At 71.0% G+C, this 16,610-nt stretch carries 13 protein-coding genes, 1 tRNA gene and 3 pseudogenes; 5 read left to right on the plus strand and 12 right to left on the minus strand.

Annotation, left to right across the window (positions count from 1 at the left end):
* The 6 genes and pseudogenes from BJF79_RS23315 to BJF79_RS67175 all read right to left on the minus strand — a co-directional run.
* Nucleotides 1–590: pseudogene (locus tag BJF79_RS23315) on the minus strand (hypothetical protein); the annotation flags it as partial.
* A gap of 271 nt (nt 591–861) precedes the next feature.
* Nucleotides 862–2,298 carry a hypothetical protein gene (locus tag BJF79_RS23320; protein WP_075900433.1) on the minus strand — a complete coding sequence of 479 codons (1,437 nt, stop codon included), beginning with the start codon at nt 2,296–2,298 and terminating at the stop codon, nt 862–864.
* Nucleotides 2,299–2,463: 165 nt separating this feature from the next.
* On the minus strand, nt 2,464–3,765 hold the full coding sequence (locus tag BJF79_RS23325; protein ID WP_075900435.1) for a TIGR02678 family protein: 1,302 nt from the start codon (nt 3,763–3,765) through the stop codon (nt 2,464–2,466).
* Complete coding sequence (locus tag BJF79_RS23330; protein ID WP_075900437.1) at nt 3,762–5,270, minus strand: TIGR02677 family protein; 1,509 nt, start codon at nt 5,268–5,270, stop codon at nt 3,762–3,764. The genes BJF79_RS23325 and BJF79_RS23330 overlap by 4 nt, the downstream gene beginning before the upstream one ends.
* Before the next feature lie 64 nt (nt 5,271–5,334).
* Nucleotides 5,335–5,667 carry a MarR family transcriptional regulator gene (locus BJF79_RS67170; protein ID WP_410050129.1) on the minus strand — a complete coding sequence of 111 codons (333 nt, stop codon included), beginning with the start codon at nt 5,665–5,667 and terminating at the stop codon, nt 5,335–5,337.
* Nucleotides 5,668–5,975: 308 nt separating this feature from the next.
* Nucleotides 5,976–6,053: pseudogene (locus BJF79_RS67175) on the minus strand (MarR family transcriptional regulator); the annotation flags it as partial.
* 223 nt (nt 6,054–6,276) lie between these two features.
* Between BJF79_RS67175 and BJF79_RS23340 the strand changes: the two are divergent.
* The gene (locus tag BJF79_RS23340) at nt 6,277–6,939 is read left to right on the plus strand and encodes a DUF4097 family beta strand repeat-containing protein (RefSeq protein ID WP_075900439.1); all 663 of its coding nucleotides are present in this window, start codon (nt 6,277–6,279) and stop codon (nt 6,937–6,939) included.
* A 29-nt stretch (nt 6,940–6,968) separates the two neighbouring features.
* Here BJF79_RS23340 and BJF79_RS23345 read toward each other — a convergent pair whose 3' ends face one another.
* Nucleotides 6,969–8,018, minus strand: coding sequence for a saccharopine dehydrogenase NADP-binding domain-containing protein (locus BJF79_RS23345; RefSeq protein WP_075900441.1), 1,050 nt, complete (start codon nt 8,016–8,018; stop codon nt 6,969–6,971).
* Nucleotides 8,019–8,123: 105 nt separating this feature from the next.
* On the opposite strand from BJF79_RS23345, the gene BJF79_RS23350 reads away from it, so the two are divergent.
* Nucleotides 8,124–9,032, plus strand: a complete 909-nt coding sequence (locus BJF79_RS23350) for an AraC family transcriptional regulator (protein ID WP_075900443.1) — start codon at nt 8,124–8,126, stop codon at nt 9,030–9,032.
* Nucleotides 9,033–9,132: 100 nt separating this feature from the next.
* Nucleotides 9,133–9,453: an NUDIX domain-containing protein gene (locus tag BJF79_RS23355; protein ID WP_143220108.1), complete on the plus strand. Its 321-nt coding sequence runs from the start codon at nt 9,133–9,135 to the stop codon at nt 9,451–9,453.
* A 132-nt stretch (nt 9,454–9,585) separates the two neighbouring features.
* Here the strand turns inward: BJF79_RS23355 and BJF79_RS23360 are convergent.
* A tRNA-Pro gene (locus BJF79_RS23360) sits at nt 9,586–9,659 on the minus strand.
* 80 nt (nt 9,660–9,739) lie between these two features.
* Complete coding sequence (locus tag BJF79_RS23365) at nt 9,740–10,660, minus strand: metallophosphoesterase (RefSeq protein WP_075900447.1); 921 nt, start codon at nt 10,658–10,660, stop codon at nt 9,740–9,742.
* A 69-nt stretch (nt 10,661–10,729) separates the two neighbouring features.
* On the opposite strand from BJF79_RS23365, the pseudogene BJF79_RS23370 reads away from it, so the two are divergent.
* A pseudogene (locus BJF79_RS23370) lies at nt 10,730–11,184 on the plus strand (GatB/YqeY domain-containing protein).
* A gap of 33 nt (nt 11,185–11,217) precedes the next feature.
* On the opposite strand, the gene BJF79_RS23375 reads toward BJF79_RS23370, so the two are convergent.
* Entirely contained in the window at nt 11,218–13,491 is a 2,274-nt protein-coding gene (locus BJF79_RS23375) for a penicillin-binding protein (protein ID WP_158079265.1), read from the minus strand.
* Between the two features lie 319 nt (nt 13,492–13,810).
* Here BJF79_RS23375 and BJF79_RS23380 point away from each other — a divergent pair, with 319 nt between their 5' ends.
* On the plus strand, nt 13,811–14,209 hold the full coding sequence (locus BJF79_RS23380; protein ID WP_262402460.1) for a WhiB family transcriptional regulator: 399 nt from the start codon (nt 13,811–13,813) through the stop codon (nt 14,207–14,209).
* Nucleotides 14,210–14,367: 158 nt separating this feature from the next.
* On the opposite strand, the gene BJF79_RS23385 is transcribed toward BJF79_RS23380, so the two are convergent.
* Together BJF79_RS23385 and BJF79_RS23390 are read right to left on the minus strand one after the other, a co-directional pair.
* Nucleotides 14,368–15,327 carry a DUF1152 domain-containing protein gene (locus tag BJF79_RS23385; protein ID WP_075900451.1) on the minus strand — a complete coding sequence of 320 codons (960 nt, stop codon included), beginning with the start codon at nt 15,325–15,327 and terminating at the stop codon, nt 14,368–14,370.
* A 101-nt stretch (nt 15,328–15,428) separates the two neighbouring features.
* Nucleotides 15,429–16,583 carry an ArsA family ATPase gene (locus tag BJF79_RS23390; protein ID WP_075900453.1) on the minus strand — a complete coding sequence of 385 codons (1,155 nt, stop codon included), beginning with the start codon at nt 16,581–16,583 and terminating at the stop codon, nt 15,429–15,431.
* Nucleotides 16,584–16,610 lie beyond the last annotated feature (27 nt).

Raw genomic sequence — 16,610 nt, forward strand, 5'->3', positions numbered from 1 at the left:
TCGCGCGCGGCCCGCCGCCGGTCCTGCGCCGCGGTGAGACGGGCGCGCGCGTCCGCCAGCCGCCGCTCCGCGTCCGCCAGCCGTTCCGCCAGCTCGGCGAGCTTCCGGCGGCGCGTCTCCGCGCGGACGGCGGCGCCCACGTACTCGGCGTCGTCCTTGCGGTGCCGCCCCCGGACGGCCCCGAGGCGCCAGCTGCCGTCGTGGTGCAGGGCGTTCACCGCGGTGGTGTCCGCCGCGGGCGCGAACGCGAACGACGCGAGCAGCCGCCCGACCCGTCCGATGGTGACGCCGGTGTCCGGTTCGGGGACGGGACGCAGCGCGTCCGCGAGCGTCGGCCCGTCCGGCGGGGCGGCCGCGTCCGGCCGCAGGACGGTGTCGAGGGTCAGCGGGTCGAGGAGCGCGCCGTCCGCGGCGACCCACGCGTCCAGGACGCCGCTCGCCTCCAGCGCCGCCTCCAGCCCGGCCCGTTCGTCCGGGGACAGCCCGTCCGCGAAGTCGACCAGCCGGTAGAACGGCGCGCCGGTGCGCGGCGCGCGCGCGGCGAAGCGGTGCGGCGGGACGGGCGGTTCCGGATCGCGCGCCCCTCCCACTCGTCCCGCTCCCGGGCGAGCCCGTCGCGCTCCCCGGTGAGCCGGCCGACCTCGCCGCGCGGCCTCGTCCCCGCCGCCGCGTCCAGCGTCTCCCGGAACGGCACGAGCGCGGCGAACGCGACCCGCTCGGCCCGCCGCTCGACGTCCGGCGGCAGCGTCCGCTCGTCGAAGGGCGCGTCCGGCGACGGCTCGCAGGCCACCGCGTTCCGGACGTCGTCCAGCGGCGGGCACTCCGGGCCCGCGGTCGCGATCGTCCCGTCTACCCAGTCGTTCACTTTCGTGGCGTATCCGAGGCTTTCCTCCGCGACCTCGTCGCGCGCGCGCTCGAACACGACCGCTGCGTCCTCGGTCTCCCCCTCCAGCCGCTCGCGTTCGCCGTCGGCGCGTCCGCCGCCGCCCGCGCCTCCTCGGCGACGTCGAACAGCCGGATCACCTCGGCGACCATCCGGTTCCGCTGCCGCGCCACCGGGACCGCGCCGTCCAGCCGATCGGCCCATCCCGCGAGGCCCGACTCGGCGCCCGGCACGTCCACGGCGGAGACTGGACGGTGCCGCACCGTCCGCACCTCGCCGCCGGGGCCGGTCAGCTCCGCGTCCGCCGGTTCGCCCAGCGTCACCCGCGGCAACCCCACGGCCTCCCCGAGATGGCCCGCCGGAAAGCCCGCCCGCTCCGCCCGCGACAGCAGCCCGCGATGCTCGGCGGCCAGCTCCCCGAACCGTCCGCCCAGTTGGTCCGCGCCCTCGCCCAGCCGGACGGCCGCGTCCTCCTCCGCGTCGTGCGCCGTCCCGAGCGCGGCGAACGCCGTCGCCGCCGCGTCCCGTCGCGCGTCGACCGTCTCGCGGAGTTCCCGCAGGTCCTTCAATCCCAGGTACGCCGGGCTCGTCTGCAGCGTGTGCAGCACCTCGCGGGCGTCCCGCTCCCGCCGGACCAGCTCCTCGAACCGCTCCCGCGCCGCCTTCTCACGGCCGCGCAGGTCGGCCGTCCGCTTCGCCGCGTCCCCCGCCTCCCGGCGCCGCGCCGCGAGCGACTCCAGCTCCCCGGTCACGTCGTCCGCCGCCCGGTGCAGCACCCCCGCCAGGTAGCGGCCGTACCCCCGCAGGAAGGTGCGCAGCGCCTGATCGGTCCGCTCCAGACGGCCCAGTTCCTCCCGGACGGTGTCGAGATCGTGCAGATTGCGCGCGACCTTCTCCACCACGTCGTCGTCCAGCCCCGGCAGCGTCTCGCTCAGCAGCGACGCCAGCCCGCCCGACTCGATCCGGTCCCCGACGGTCGGGCGCCGCAGCCGGTGCAGCAACTGCGTCAGGTTCCGGTACCGCGTCACATCGGTGATCCCGAACAGCTCGCGGGCCACCCGCGCCCGGTGCTCGACCGCCCGATCCGTGACGTTCTCGGCCCCGACGACCTCCTTCAGCCGCTCGACCGGCAGCGGGCCGCCGCCCGCGTCGACCAGCCGCAGCTCCGACCCCACCCGCAGCGGCGTCGTGAAGAAGAACGGGACGGCCCGCTTCGTCGACTTCGACGCCCGCACCGCCGCACCGAACGTCAGATACCGGTCGTCGCCCCCGGACATGCGGAACTCCACCCACAGGTACCCGAGACGGTTCGTGGACTCGAAACCGTCCAGCATGAGCCACGCGAGGGTCGTCCGGCCGGTGCCCGTCGCGTCCAGCGCCCGCGAGTCGCCGTCCAGCAGGTACGGCAGCAGCATCTCCAGCGCCTTCGACTTGCCCGCGCCGTTCTTGCCGCGCAGCAGCAGCCGCCCGTCGCCGAACTCGAACTCCTGCTCGTCGTACTGCCAGACGTTGCGGATGCCCGCACGATGCAGCCGGAACCGCGGCCCCCGGCGCGGCCGGACGCAGCGGAGTGGGGACGGTCACAGCGGAAGCTCCTCCTGCACATCGCCGTCCGCCCGCCCGGCCCGGCGAACGGTTACATCCGGGGCATATCGTGCGGACGCGGCGAGAAGCACCAGCCCCATCCCGACGGGCCGCGCCCCGCGCACGTCCGTCACCGACCGATCGTCCGGCACCTCGCCCGCGTACCCCTCGGGCAGCCCGGCGCCCTCCGCGCGCACCGGACCGGCATACGCGACCAGCCGCATCCGCACCAGCAGGTCCAGCACCGCCTCCCGCAACGCGCGGGGATCCGCCACGAGATCGCGCTGCCACCCGCCCCGGCGCCCGTACTCGGCGACCAGCCCGGCCAGCAGCTCGTCCACGAGCCCGTCCGGCACGGCCGTCCCGATAACGAGCCGGTCGCCCGTCGCCGGATCGTCCGGGCACACCCGCTCGACCAGCCGCTCCAGCAGCAGCAACGCCGCCTGCGCGACCGTGCCCGTCCCCGGCAGATGCAGATCCGTCAGCTCGTCCTCCGGATCCACCAGCGCGACGCCCTCCGCGCGGATCTCCGCCTCCAGCCCGAGCAGCTCCGCGAACGCCTGCGCCTCCCGCCGCTGCCGCGTCCGCAGCCAGTCCCGCTCCGCGTCGGTCAACCCGTCGAGATACACCACCGGCGTCTCCACGAGCATCCGCCGCACGTACGTCCGCGGCCCGCCGAACCCCGGATCCGCCGCCCGCGCCACCAGATCCGCGCCGTCCCGGCTCTGCGCCAGCGGACCCGCCACCACCGCCCGCGCGACCTCCCGGTCCACGGTGATCAGCGCCTCGCCGCCGTCCTCCCGGGCCAGCGACCCCACGGTGCCCTCCGTCTCCGCGAGCACCCCCCACTCCACGAGCTGCCGCAACGCCGCCACGAGCGTCCGCCGCTCCACCGCCCGTCCGGCGCCCTCCAGCGCCACGTCCGCATCGGCCGCCGCCGCCCGGATATCGGCCACCAGCTGCGACAACAGCATCTGCTCCGGCGCCGTCACCAGCACCGACAGCGTCAACGCCAAACAGGCGTACGTGCGCGGATCGAACGGCGTGCCCGTGGACCGCCGCAGCCGATGCCCCGAACCCGGCCCCAGCCCGGCCTTGAACAACCGCGCGTACGACGTATCGACCAGCAGCCGGTAGCCCAGCACCTGCTGGAACCGCTTGCCGAGCCAGTCCGCGTGCCTGCGGACGAGCGGGAACAGCTCCGCGTCCGCCGTCACCAGCGGACGGGCCAGCAGCAACCGCGCCGCCGCCCGCCGCTCCGCGGCCAGATCCGCGTCCCGCGCCGAGGGAAGCGTCACGCACCGACCTCCACCGGAGCCGACGCCCCGGCGACGTCCAGCTCCAGATCGTCCAGCAGCAGATCGCCGTCCGCCGAACGCAGCGTCGTCCGCGCGCCCGCCCGGTACCGCACGGTGAGCCGGACGCCGAGCTCGGCGTCCTCGCTCCGCGCCCCCTCGAGATCGAACCCGCCGCCGTCCCGCCGCGGCCGGGCATTGCCCATCGCGGTCGCGAGCAGCTCCAGCAGCAACCCCAGACCCGCGGACGTGAGCGGCACATCGGCGAACCGGCCCGAGACGCTCCGCAGCTCGTCCGCCGCCGCCGCGCGCCGCGCCGCCGCCCGCTCCCGGGCGGCCTCCCGCAACCGCCGCTTCTGCGCCGAATGGTCCTCCACCGCCGCCGCCCGCCCCCGCTGCGCCCGGCTGCCCCGCTCCCGCAACGACACCGGCACCTCGACGACCGGACCCGTCCACCAGCTCGTGGACGCCGGCACCACGTCCTCACCGGGCGCGACGCCCAGATGCCGGGCCCCGTACAACCCGAACGCCGCGACGGCGATGTCGTGCGCGTCCTCCGGCGCCGCCTCCTCGAACCACTTCGCCAGCCGCAGCAGATCCTTGCGCCGCGACATCTCGCCCGACGCCGACCGCAGCATCCGCTTCGCGTTCGCCAGCAGCGACCGCATCGCCCGCAGCGCCGCGTCCCGCAGCTGGTCGACCTGGCTGCCCTGCCCGTCCACGTCGGCGAACCAGCCGCGCAGCCCCTCCCAGTCGGCGAGCTCGCGCCCCCGGCTGCGCTGCACCCGCGCGTCCAGCGCCGAAAGCCCCCGCGCGTGCGCGTCCAGCCGCTCCAGCATCCCCGGGAGCCGCGGCCACAACCCGTCCAGCAGCGCCGCGATCCGCGGCGCCCGGAACGTCACCTCGTCCGTGATCGCCTCGACGTAGTCGAGCAGCAGCTCCTTGAACCCCTGATACTCGGCGCCGTCCAGGTCGTACCGGGCCAGCACCTGCCCGAGATACGCGTAGAAGTCCCGCACCGAATCCGCGAACTCGGTGAACTGCACGAACAGCGTGCTGACCCGTTCGAGCAGCTCCCGCGGCTCCACGTCGGGGCGCCCCACCCGCTCGTCCAGGTCCCGGAGCCCCCGCTCGACCAGCGCGAGCAGCTCGCTGCTCACCTCCCGCGCCGCGTCCGCGCTCGCCAGCACCCCGTCGACGTCCCGCTGGATCCGCTCGCCCGGCTTCGACAGCTGGTACCGGGACCGCGACCGCTGGTACTCGGTGATGCTCGACGCCTTCACCGTGTGGCTGCTGCGCAGCAGATTGCCCCACTTGACGAGCTGTTCGAGCCGTCCGGTCAGCGTGTCGGCGTCGACCCCGTCGAGCTTCGCCAGGACGTCCGGCACCGCGAGATCGGCCAGCAGCGTCCCGCAGAACACCCGCATGATCGCGACGTACTCCAGGCGCTCCGGAACGCTGAGGTACGAGTACGCCCCCAGCCGCCGCCACGTCTCGTCGCCGTCCATGACCAAGACATTACGTACTCCCGTCGTCCCCAGCACGCATTCGGCGGCCATAGCCACAAACGGCCTATCCGCCTTCCGGCCTGACGTGCAGGACCTCCCGCGCCTGCTCGGCGGCGCGCGCGGTGTTCTCGCTGACGAAGTCGAGGTAGCGGGCGGCGCCCTCCAGCCTGGCGCCCGCCGGGGTCGAGGCCCCGAGCACGGCGACGCCCTGCTGCGCGGTCGCGGAGACCTGCGCGAGGGCCCGGGCGCTCGCGACCATCGACTGGTACCAGATGTCCTCGTCGACGACGTACCGCTCGCGCCGCCGCTCGTCGCGTTCCCGCCGGATGAAGCCCTGCTCCTCCAGGTACGCGATCGCCTTGGAGACGGACGCCGGGCTGACCTGCAGACTCCGCACGAGTTCGGACGCGCTGAGGCTGCGGAGTCGGTGGTGTAGAGGCAGACCAGCACGCGGGACATCATCTTCGGCATCCCCGAGGCCATGAAGACGGTGGTCAGCGTCTCCGCGAACTCGTGCACCGCCTCCGCGTCCCGTCCGTACGGCTGGGCGACCGCTTCCGGCCCCCGGGACGAGGCGGGCCTGCGCCGGTGCGCGCGGCGTTCGGTGGCCCGGTGCGCCAGGTCGGCGCGGTAACCGGCCGGCCCGCCGTTGCGCATCACCTCGCGCGTGACCGTCGACGTCGGACGATCGATGCGCCTGGCGATCTCCGCGTAGGCGAGGCCGTCGGCCACCCCCTGCGCGATCTGCTGGCGTTCCTGCTGCGTGAGCCGGCCTCCCGGCATCGCGACCTCCCGATGCTCCTCGACCCGTCCACCATAGCGTTCACCTTCACCACGTTGCAACGGACGATCTCGCGATCGTTGCGTTAATTCAACACTTGTTGCAACGATTTAAGCAAGTTGACCTGCAAAGTAAATCTCAGAACGCAACGACTGCATTGCTAAATCTTGAAATGCAACGTAGCGTTTCCAGTGTTCGAAACAACCAGCCGCAAGGAGAAGCACGATGCAGACCTTCGCCACCCCCGCCCCGATCGCCGCCGTCCTGAACGTCCCCGCCGGGCGCATCCGGTTCATCGCCGCCGACCGTGCCGACACCGCGGTCGAGGTCCGGCCCGCGGACGCGGCCAAGGGCCGCGACGTGAAGGTCGCGGAGCAGACCACGGTCGAGTACGCCGACGGCGTCCTGCGGATCGAGGCCACCGCGCGCAACCAGTACTTCGGCCCGTCCGGGTCCATCGAGGTGACGGTCCAACTGCCCGCCGGTTCCCGGGTCGAGGCGAAGGCGGCCAGCGCCGAGTTCCGGGCCGTCGGACGCCTCGGCGACGTCGACTTCGAAGGGCAGCACGGCCAGGTCAAGATCGACGAGGCCACCGGCGCCCGCCTCACCACCGCGGCCGGTGACGTCTCGGTCGGCCGCCTCAACGGTGCCGCGGAGATCCGCACCAGCAAGGGCGACATCCGCATCACCGAGGCCGTGCGCGGCAACGTCGTGCTGCGCACCGATTCCGGCGACATCACGGTCGGCGCCGCCACCGGCGTCTCCGCCTCCCTGGACGCGGGCACCGGCCACGGCCGCGTCCACAACGCCCTCGCCAACAACGGCACGACCGACCTCGACATCCACGCCACCACCGCCCACGGCGACATCACCGCCCGCAGCCTCTAAGGACAAGTGAACTTTCCACGCCCGACCCGTCAGAGCCCGCTCGCCTGGACGCTCCAGCGGACGTCGCCGGGCAGCAGGGAGTCGAGGAAGTCGGCCGGCGGGTAAGCCTGGGCGGGAGCGAGCACGCCGGGCTCGGCCGGGTCGGTGATCAGACGGCGGGCGCCCTCGACGGCGATCACCGCGGTGGTGCCGTAGGTGTCGGGACCTTCGACGATGCCGCGGGCGCGGCGTCCGTCCGGCGCCACGGCGTCGATGAGATAGGTGAAACGCTGCGTGGCGCGGGCCCGCTCGGTGGGCCCTTCGGGCAGTCCCTCGATGACCGCGGGATCGAGGGGCGCGCTCAGACGGGCGGTCAGTTCGGCCTCGGCCAGCCCCCGGACGCGCCCGACCCGGACGTGGCGGGGAATGGTCACGACCTCGGACAGGGGAAACGGCGCCATCGGGACCGCCTCCCCGCCCCCGGGCAGAACGATCGAACTCTGCCGCGTGGACGGTGCGGGCCGCCAATCGCCCCCGTCGTAAACCAGACCACCGGCCTTGATGATGTCGATGCTCTCGATCACCGAACGCAACGACCCGCGCGAAGGTCCGCCGCCTCCGGAGATGAGGTGGACGCTGGTGATCTCCTCCAGCGGCCCCAGCCGCTCGGCCAGCAGAGCGGCGACCATGTCTCCCGGAACGCAGGCGTCGTTGGCGGCGGGGACGACGCAGACCCCGGCCGCCGCCGCCCGTGCACCGAAGCCGTCGAAGACGCTCTTGATGTAGAGCTGCTCCCCGGCGGTGTCCAGATAGTGGCGGCCCGCGGCGATCGCGGCCTCTACCACCGCGGCGCCGGTGCGGGTGAAAGGCCCCGCGCAGTTGACGACCGCGTCGGCCGTCCGGAAGGCGGCGACCAAAGCGTCGCGGTCGTCCACCGCGGCCACCCGGACGTCCGGACCGGACAGGCCGACCGCGTCGGCGGCCCGCCGCAGGCGCGCGGCGTCGCGTCCGACGAGCACAACACCGAGGCCGCGCCGGTTCGCCTCGGCGAGGACGAGCTTGCCCTGGTAACCGTTCGCGCCGTAGACGGCGATCTTCATCTGAACCCCTGTCGAAAGATCGTTGACAACACCCCCACCGTAAGGAAACCGAAAGAGACTCCCAATGCTCCAAACGCTCGAAAACTTGCGTTACCGTCTCACCTCATGGATGTCCTATCCGACGTGATCACCGCGATGCGCACCGGCCTGCCGCACTCGGCGCGGATCGATCACAACGGCCCGTTCGGTCGCAGATTCCCCGCCGACGACGCGGCGGGATTCCACGTGGTCCTCCAGGGCGCCGCCTGGCTGCTTCCGGACGGCGGTGATCCCATCCCCCTCGGACCGGGCGACGTGGCCTTCTTGCCTCACGGTCACGCGCACGGCCTGGCCGACAGCCCGTCCACCCCGCTCACCCACGCGCCCCCATCGCCCACCGAGCCGTCCACCGCGACCCCAACGGCACTGCTCTGCGGCGCCTACCGCCTGGACCGCTCCTGCACGCACCCGCTCATGCGAGAACTGCCCGAGGTAGTCCATCTCCCGACCCGTCTGGGCCACCGCTCACAACTACACACCGCACTCGACCTGCTAGCCACCGAGCTGGAGAAACCGGCCCCGGGCCGCGACGCCATGGTGTCGGCATTGCTGGACGTACTCCTGCTGCACATCCTTCGAGCCTGGTTCGAGCAACAAGAAGACGCCACCGGCTGGACCGCCGCCCTGAACGATCCACCCGTCGCGGCCGCCCTGCACGCCATGCACGATCGGCCGCAGCACCCATGGACCGTCCAGGAACTGGCCGACCACGCGGGCCTGTCCAGGGCGGCCTTCGCCCGCCGGTTCACCGCACTGGTCGACCGGCCACCGCTGACCTACCTCACGTGGTGGCGCATGACCCTGGCCGCCAGGATGCTGCGCACAACCGACACCCCCGCCAACGTAGTGGCGGGCCAAGTCGGATACACCTCCGAGTACGCCTTCGCCCACGCCTTCAAACGCGCCTACGGACGACCACCCGGCACATACCGACGACAAGAACTCCACACCCCACCATCCGCCGCGTCGATGTAGGCACGTCCTGCCGGTCCGTCGTCGGCGGGGACGTGGACCCGTAGCGAGATGGCGGCCAAGCGTTCAGCGACGTGTGCCTCACTCCGTCGAGGACGCCTTCATGGCCGGCATCGAGGAACTCCCCTCCGGCGGCGTCGAGCCAGGCGAGAATCTACTCACCGCACTGGAACGCGAACTCGCCGAAGAGATCGGCCGCACCGGACCACTAACCCTCGATCCCGGCTTCGTAGCCCACTTCGACTGCATCTCCGGATCCGGCCGCAAAGCCCGCCAATACACCTTCGCCCTGACCCACCAAGAACAGTCCATCACCCTGAGCACCGAACACACCGCCCACCGATGGCTCCACCCCGCCGACCTGAGCGATTCCGACGTCACCGACGAGACCGCTAAAACAATCCGGTACTGGGCAACCTCATGATCCGGGCACCACGAATGACGGCCCGCTCAGGGAAGGAAAGCGTCCGGAAAAAGGCCGCACACGAATGGCGGGTGAAAGACCTTGAGGCCGGTCTCCTGGGTGGAGATCCGGCCTCTGATCTGGCGTTATCTGTCGGGGTGGCGGGATTTGAACCCACGACCTCTTCGTCCCGAACGAAGCGCGCTGCCAAGCTGCGCTACACCCCGGTTGGTGGCTGCCCGGGAGTCGTACGTTCTCCCGGCGCCTTGTCCACTGTAGCGGATGGAGAGGAGTGGTGCGTCCGGATTTAGCGGGGGACGAGGGTGAGGAGGGAGGCTTCGGGCGGGCAGCAGAAGCGCATGGGGGCCTTCGGGGAGGTGCCGAGGCCGGCGGAGACGTGGAGCCAGGAGCCGCGGTGGCGGTGGAGGCCCTTGACTCGGGGGCGGTCGATGCCGCAGTTGGTGGCGAGGGCGCCGTAGAAGGGGACGCAGACCTGGCCGCCGTGGGTGTGGCCGGCGAGGAGGAGGTCGTAGCCGTCGGCGGTGAAGCGGTCGAGGTTGCGGGGCTCGGGGGAATGCATGACGCCGAGGTGGACGTCGGCCTGGGGGTCGACGGGGCCGGCGATCTTGTCGTAACGGTCGAGGTTGATGTGGGAGTCGTTGATGCCGCCGAACTCGATGTCGAGCTCGCCCACCTTGAGGCGGCCGATGCGGTTGTTGAGGTCGAGCCAGCCGGCGGACTGGAGGGACGAGCCCAGTTCGCGGTAGGGGAGGTCGGGCTCGCGCTTCTTCTTGGCGTAGTCGGACTTGCTCGTGCGCCAGATGTAGCGGAGGGGGTTCTTGAGGACGGGGCTGTAGAGGTCGTTCGAGCCGTAGACGAAGACGCCGGGGCGTTCGAGGAGGGGGCCCAGGGCGTCCAGGAAGGACGGGATCGCGTCGCGGTGGGAGAGGGTGTCGCCGGTGTTGACGACGAGGTCCGGTTCGAGGGCTTCGAGGGAGCGGACCCAGCGGATGAGACGGGAGCGGCCCGGGGTGAGGTGCGCGTCGGAGATGTGCAGGATCTTCACCGGGGGGCGGCCGGGCGCGAGGACGGGCACGTCGAAGCGGCGCAGGCGGAACCAGTTCCGCTCGATCACCGAGGCGTACCCGAAGGTCGCGGCGCCCGCACCCACGAGGGTGAGGGGCACGGAGTACTTCTTTTGCACGGCTCTCCCTTCTCTGGTTTCCATGCTTCCAGACATGGGCACCGCGTGGTAATCCCGATGAGGATGTCGGTGTTGTGCGGGCAGAATGTGACCATGACCCTGAAGGAGAAGCTGGAGACCGACCTGTCCGCCGCGATCAAGGGACGGGACGAGGTGCGCACGCGCACCCTGCGGATGGTCCTCACGGCGGTGAAGAACGAGGAGGTCGCCGGCAAGCAGGTGCGGGTGCTGTCGGACGACGACGTCGTCAAGGTGCTCACCCGGGAGGCGAAGAAGCGCCGGGAGGCGGCGACCGCGTTCGACGACGCGGGACGCACGGAGTCCGCGCAGGCGGAGCGCGACGAGGGCGTGGTCCTCGAGGAGTACCTGCCCGCTCAGCTGGGAGAGGCGGAGCTCACGGCGCTGGTGGCGGACGCGATCGCGGAGTCGGGCGCCGCGGGGCCGCGGGCGAATGGGGCAGGTCGATGAAGATCGTGAACCCGAAGGTCGCGGGACGGGCCGAAGGGGGGCGGATCGCCGCCGAGGTGAAGCGGCAGCTCGCCGAGTGAAAAGGGCCCGGCCGGATGGCCGGGCCCTCTTCGTTAGTCTCGCCTGCCGTTGCTGACGTAGAGGATGACCGTGCTGCCCGGGGCCGTCTCGGTACCCGCTGCGGGCGAGGACGAGACGACCGTGTTGCGGGGCTTGTCCGAGTTCGCGGGTGAGATCTGGACCTTCAAGCCCACGCCTTCGAGCGCCTTCTTGGCGGTGTCGAGGGGCTGGTTCGCGACGTTTGGGACCTTGGTGGTGTCGCCGAAGTTGTTGGCCGGGGCGTTGAAGCCGGGGGCGGGCTCGCCCTCCAGGGCCTCGCTCATGCTGCGCTGCCAGATGGCGCCGGGGGTGCCGGCGCCGAAGACGCCGTAGACCTTGTACTGCCAGGGTCCGCGGAAGTCCCAGTAGGCGACGGTGGCGGCGAGGTTGGGGGTGAACCCGGCGAAGTCGGCGCACGTGTGGGCTTCACAGGTGCCGGTCTTCGCGGCGGACGGACGTCCGATGTTGCGGCCCTTCGGGGTGCCCTTGCTCATGTTCGCGTGCAGGATCGAGGCGACCTTGTCGGCGACGTCCTTGTCGACGACCTGCTCGCACTTGTGCTCGGGCAGCTTGACGGCCTTGCCGGTGCGGTCGACGACCTCGGTGACCGCGAGCGGTTCGCAGTACTTGCCGCGGGCGGCGAACCCGGCGTAGGCGGCGGACAGGTGCACCATGTCGATGTCGTTGACGCCGAGGACCTGGGCGGGGACGGGGAGGAGCGGCTGGCCGTTGCCGCGCTTCATGCCGAACCGCTCGGCCATCTTGACGGCGTTGCAGACGCCGACGCGCTTTTCGAGCTGGGCGTAGAACGTGTTGACCGAGCCCCACGTGCCGGTCTTGAGGTTGAACGTGCCGGACTGGCTGTCGCCGGCGTTGGAGACCGTCCAGGGCGGGCCGCCGCCCAGGAGTTCGCCGTTGTACTTCTTGCCCTGGTACGTCCCGTAGTAGGGGCACGCCTTGAAGCCGCTGACCGACATCGTCTCGGGCGACTTGATGCTCGTGTTGACCGGGATGCCCTGTTCGAGCGCGGCGGCGAGGGTGAAGACCTTGAACGTCGAACCGGCGGAGACGCCGGTGCCGCCGCCGTGCGCGGTGTCGGCGGGGAGGTTGATGGTGGTCTTGCCGTCGCCGGGGCCGAAGTGCTTGCTCAGGCCGATGGCGCGGATCTTGCCGGTGCCGGGCTCGACCATGGCCTCGGCGCCGACGCGATTGCCCTCGGGCGGGACGATGCTGCGCAGGGCCTTGTCGACGGCCTGCTGCTTGTCCATGTCGAGGGTGGTGCGGACCGTGTAGCCGCCGCGGTTCAGCTTGTTGACGATCTGCTGCTGTTCCTTCGGCTCCATCTGCCAGTACTTGCCGCCCGCGAGGGCGTTGAGGACGTCGTACTTCACGTACTCGCAGAAGTACGGGGCCTTGCTCGTCTGGCAGCCGCCGACCGGTTCGGTGGGGTTCAGTTCGACCGGCTTGGCGGCGGCCTCGTCGGCCTGCGCCTTGGTGATGTGCTTGAGCTCCGCCATCCGGTAGAGGACGATGTCACGCCGCGCGCGCGCGTCCTTCGGGTTCTGGATGGGGTCGAACGCGGTGGGGTTCTGGGTGATGCCGGCGAGGAGGGCGGACTCGCCGAGGGAGAGCTTGGCGGCGGGCTTGCTGAAGTAGCGCTTGGACGCGGCCTGGACGCCGTACGCGCCGCCGCCGAAGTACGCGATGTTCAGGTACCCCTCGAGGATCTGGTCCTTCGACATCGTCCGCTCGACCTCGAGGGCGTAGCGCAGCTCGCGGATCTTGCGGCCGACGGTCGGGGCGGTGACCTCGTCGTACTCCTCCTTCGTCTGCGCGCTGTCGACCAGCAGGTTCTTGACGTACTGCTGGGTGAGGGTGGAGCCGCCCTGCGTCTGGGTGGACTGGACGTTCGAGGCCAGTGCGCGCAGCGTGCCTTCGAGGTCCATGGCGCCGTGCTCGTAGAACCGGGAGTCCTCGATGTCGATCATCGCCTGCCGCATGACGGGGTCGATCTGGTCGAGCCGGACGGACTCGCGGTACTTGTCGAAGAACGTGGCGAACGGCTTGCCGTCCGCGTCGTAGAGCACCGTCTTCTCCGACGGCGGCGACGTGTTGAGCTCGCTGTCCATCCCCTGGAAGTTGTTCGCGGCGTCGCGCGCGGTGATCCCCGTGCTCCCGACGCCCGGCAAGGCGATCAAGGCGACCAGTACGCCAGCGACGATGCCCGTACCCAACAGCTTGATCAGCGTGGTGAGGGCCTTACCCCGATCCGAATTCGCAACGCGCACGCGCTCTAGAGTACGCGGGACGACAGGTGCATACGGGACACGTCCCATGGTGGGGCCGACGTCCGGCACGTGAAGTTCCGCCCGATCTGCCGTCATCGTGACAACCGGTGCGGTGTCTCGTGCGTCAACTAGAGGTAACTAGTCCGTTCCGGCGGTATGGCCCTGGAGGGCTATATCGAGAATGGGCCCATCGGGGACTGTTGAAACGTCCCTCGCTTCCGTAAGTTCTTCCCCACGGCTTTCGTTTGGCGGCCTGACGTCCGCGCCCGTCCGGCCAAGGAGCGCAAATCGACACAGACCCTAGGGGAGTGGGGCCAAGATGTGGATCACGGATTGGACCGCCCGCGCCGCCTGCCGTAACGCGGACCCGGACGCTCTGTTCGTGCAGGGTGCGGCGCAGAACCGGGCCAAGCTCATCTGTCGCGGTTGCCCGGTGCGGACGGAGTGTCTCGCGGATGCGCTGGACAACCGGATCGAGTTCGGTGTCTGGGGTGGGATGACCGAGCGTGAGCGCCGGGCGCTGCTGCGGCGGCGGCCGGACGTGCGTTCGTGGCGCGATCTGCTGGAGACCGCCAAGGACGAGTACGAGCGTCGGCGGACGCCGACGAGGAAGAGCTCGTCGCGAGCTGACGGTTCGCCGGGCGACCCCGAATCCGGCGTTGGGCTCGGGGATGCGGCATTGAAACTGACACGACGGTGGGTCCGTACCGGTTGGTAGGTACGGACCCACCGTCGTGTGCTGCGTGTACGCCGATCCCGACGGATCCTGTCCGACCTCGTCCGATCGATTTCGGACGACCGAAAAGCGCCTCTTGTTCGTCCGGAAACTGCTTTTCCGGTCGCCGGGGCGCGTATTACGGACGAACTTTGCGTTCGTCAGTGCGGGTACTGGCGCGGCGGACGACTACGCGGCAACTCGTCGCGGAACGCCCCGACGATCGAGTGGATCTGCCGCATGAGCCGGGTCTCTTCGAGCCGGTCGAGGTACAGGGAGCGGCGGGCGAGACCGTCCAGGTCGACGGTGAAATACGTCGCCATCAGCGGGTTGATGAAGAGTTCGCCGCCGCGCGTCCGGTCGGTGAAGTGGACGTCGCCGAACAGTCCGCGGACGGCCGCGGCGATCGATCCGTTCACGATGCTGGGACGCATCGGCGTCGATGCCTGCGCGTACTCGACGGCGTCCAGGTAGAGGGCCGCCTCGCGGCTGTCGAACGGGATGGACACCGCACCCAGGTACGCGTCGTCGCGGGAGAGCGCCGCGAAATTCTCCAGTACCTGCACGTGGTTCACGCCGTGGTAGGCGTCCACACCGAACCCTAGGCAGACGACGAGTTTCTCTGCGACGTCCAAGCCGTGCACGGCTGCGAGGCTCGCCATGTCCTCTTCGGGTGTGCCGAGCCCTGCCTCGTCGCCCCGCATCAGGATGTCGGTACCGCCGTCTACCAGGACGACGGCGTCCAGGTTCAGCTTCTCCACCAGGTGTTTGTAGGCGGCGCGTAGCGGCTGGACACCGACCTTGGGGAACGCGTACACGGTCGAGGGGAGGCCGTGGAGGTCCAGCCAGCGTGCGAGGGTCCGTTCGGGGAAGTACGCGTCGTTGGCGAACGTGTCCGGGGTGATGGCGGCGACGTCGACGTCCGCCCAAGCGTCGAGCGGCAGGCCGCCCAGCGAACTGAACGAGAGGTTCGCCAGATGCACTTCTTTGCCGTCGTCCAGGAGGGCGATGGCCAGGGGCAAACCGGCGAAGATGTCGAAGCCGCCGCCCGCGCCGGCCACCAGGATGCGGTCCGCGTCGCGGAGGCGCGTGAACAGCGGAGGTTCCTTGAGGGAGAACACCCCGCGAACCTAGACGAACGGGACGGCGGACCGGTTCGATTTTCGGGTCGAGCAGACCGACCGGACCGACCGGACCGACCGGACCGACCGGACCGACCGGGTCAGGCGGCGGCCGTGTGGTCGGGGGCCGCCAGGTCCGCGCCGACGCGGCGCAGGCCGTCCAGGTCGTGGACGTCCTCGGCCTGTGCGGGTACCGCCGTGACCGGAACGGTCCGGTGCGTGGACGCGAAGTTGTCGCGGAGGCGCTCCTCGCGTGCCGCCAGTTGCATGCGGTCGGAGTGCAGCCGCAGCAGCGCGGCCGTCAGCGCGTGGTCGCCGCGCTCCTCCAGCGTCTCGGCGGCGGCCAGGCTGCGCGCCGCCGACAGCCCGTCGGCGGCGGACTCGTGCACCCGGTTGACGACCAGGCCCGCGAGCGGCATCCGCTCCTCGGCGAGCCGCTCGATGAAGTAGGACGCCTCGCGCAGCGCGTCCGGCTCCGGTGCGGCCACGACGAGGAACGCGGTGCCGGGGGTCTGCAGCAGCTGGAACGTCTTCTCGGCACGCTCCTGGAACCCGCCGAACACCGTGTCGAACGCGGCGACGAACGTCTGGACGTCCCGCAGCAGCTGGACGCCGATGACCTTGTTGATCACTCCGGTGAACATGCCGAACCCCGCGCTGATCACCTTGACGCCGAAGCGTCCGCCGGTCTTGGCGGGCGCCGCGAGCATCTTCATGAACCGGCCGTCGAGGAAGCGGCCCATCCGTTCGGGCGCGTCGAGGAAGTCGAGGGCGTTCCGCGAGGGCGGGGTGTCGACGATGATCAGGTCCCAGGCGCCGGACCGGTGCAGCTGGCCGAGCTTCTCCATCGCCATGTACTCCTGCGTGCCCGACAGGCTCGACGACAGCGACTGGTAGAAGGGGTTCGCGAGGATCTGCTTCGCGCGGTCCGGGTCGGCGTGCGCCTCGACGATCTCGTCGAACGTCCGCTTCATGTCGAGCATCATGGCGTGCAGCTCGCCGTCGCCGTCGATCTCGATCTTGCGCGGGTTGTTGTCGAGCTCGCTGAGGCCCATCGACTGCGCGAGCCGCCGCGCCGGGTCGACGGTGAGGACGACGACATCGCGTCCCCTTTCGGCGGCGCGGACGCCGAGGGCCGCGGCCGTCGTGGTCTTGCCGACCCCGCCGGAACCGCAGCACACGATGATCTTCGTGCGGGGGTCGTCCAGCAGCGCGTCGACGTCCAGCGCGGGCGGGGTCTTGGCGGTCGGGCTCATCGTCTGGTCGTCTCCCTCGTGCCGCGC

This window comes from Actinomadura sp. CNU-125 (assembly GCF_001942465.1).
GTDB lineage: Bacteria > Actinomycetota > Actinomycetes > Streptosporangiales > Streptosporangiaceae > Spirillospora.

What these genes read in the sequence shown, in the direction of transcription:
- BJF79_RS23320 (WP_075900433.1), bottom strand. Translation starts at nt 2,298, where the DNA reads ATGCTGCTGCCGTACCTGCTGGACGGCGACTCGCGGGCGCTGGACGCG.
- BJF79_RS23330 (WP_075900437.1), bottom strand. Translation starts at nt 5,270, where the DNA reads ATGGACGGCGACGAGACGTGGCGGCGGCTGGGGGCGTACTCGTACCTC.
- BJF79_RS23340 (WP_075900439.1), top strand. Translation starts at nt 6,277, where the DNA reads ATGCAGACCTTCGCCACCCCCGCCCCGATCGCCGCCGTCCTGAACGTC.
- BJF79_RS23345 (WP_075900441.1), bottom strand. Translation starts at nt 8,018, where the DNA reads ATGAAGATCGCCGTCTACGGCGCGAACGGTTACCAGGGCAAGCTCGTC.
- BJF79_RS23350 (WP_075900443.1), top strand. Translation starts at nt 8,124, where the DNA reads ATGGATGTCCTATCCGACGTGATCACCGCGATGCGCACCGGCCTGCCG.
- BJF79_RS23355 (WP_143220108.1), top strand. Translation starts at nt 9,133, where the DNA reads ATGGCCGGCATCGAGGAACTCCCCTCCGGCGGCGTCGAGCCAGGCGAG.
- BJF79_RS23365 (WP_075900447.1), bottom strand. Translation starts at nt 10,660, where the DNA reads ATGGAAACCAGAGAAGGGAGAGCCGTGCAAAAGAAGTACTCCGTGCCC.
- BJF79_RS23380 (WP_262402460.1), top strand. Translation starts at nt 13,811, where the DNA reads ATGTGGATCACGGATTGGACCGCCCGCGCCGCCTGCCGTAACGCGGAC.
- BJF79_RS23390 (WP_075900453.1), bottom strand. Translation starts at nt 16,583, where the DNA reads ATGAGCCCGACCGCCAAGACCCCGCCCGCGCTGGACGTCGACGCGCTG.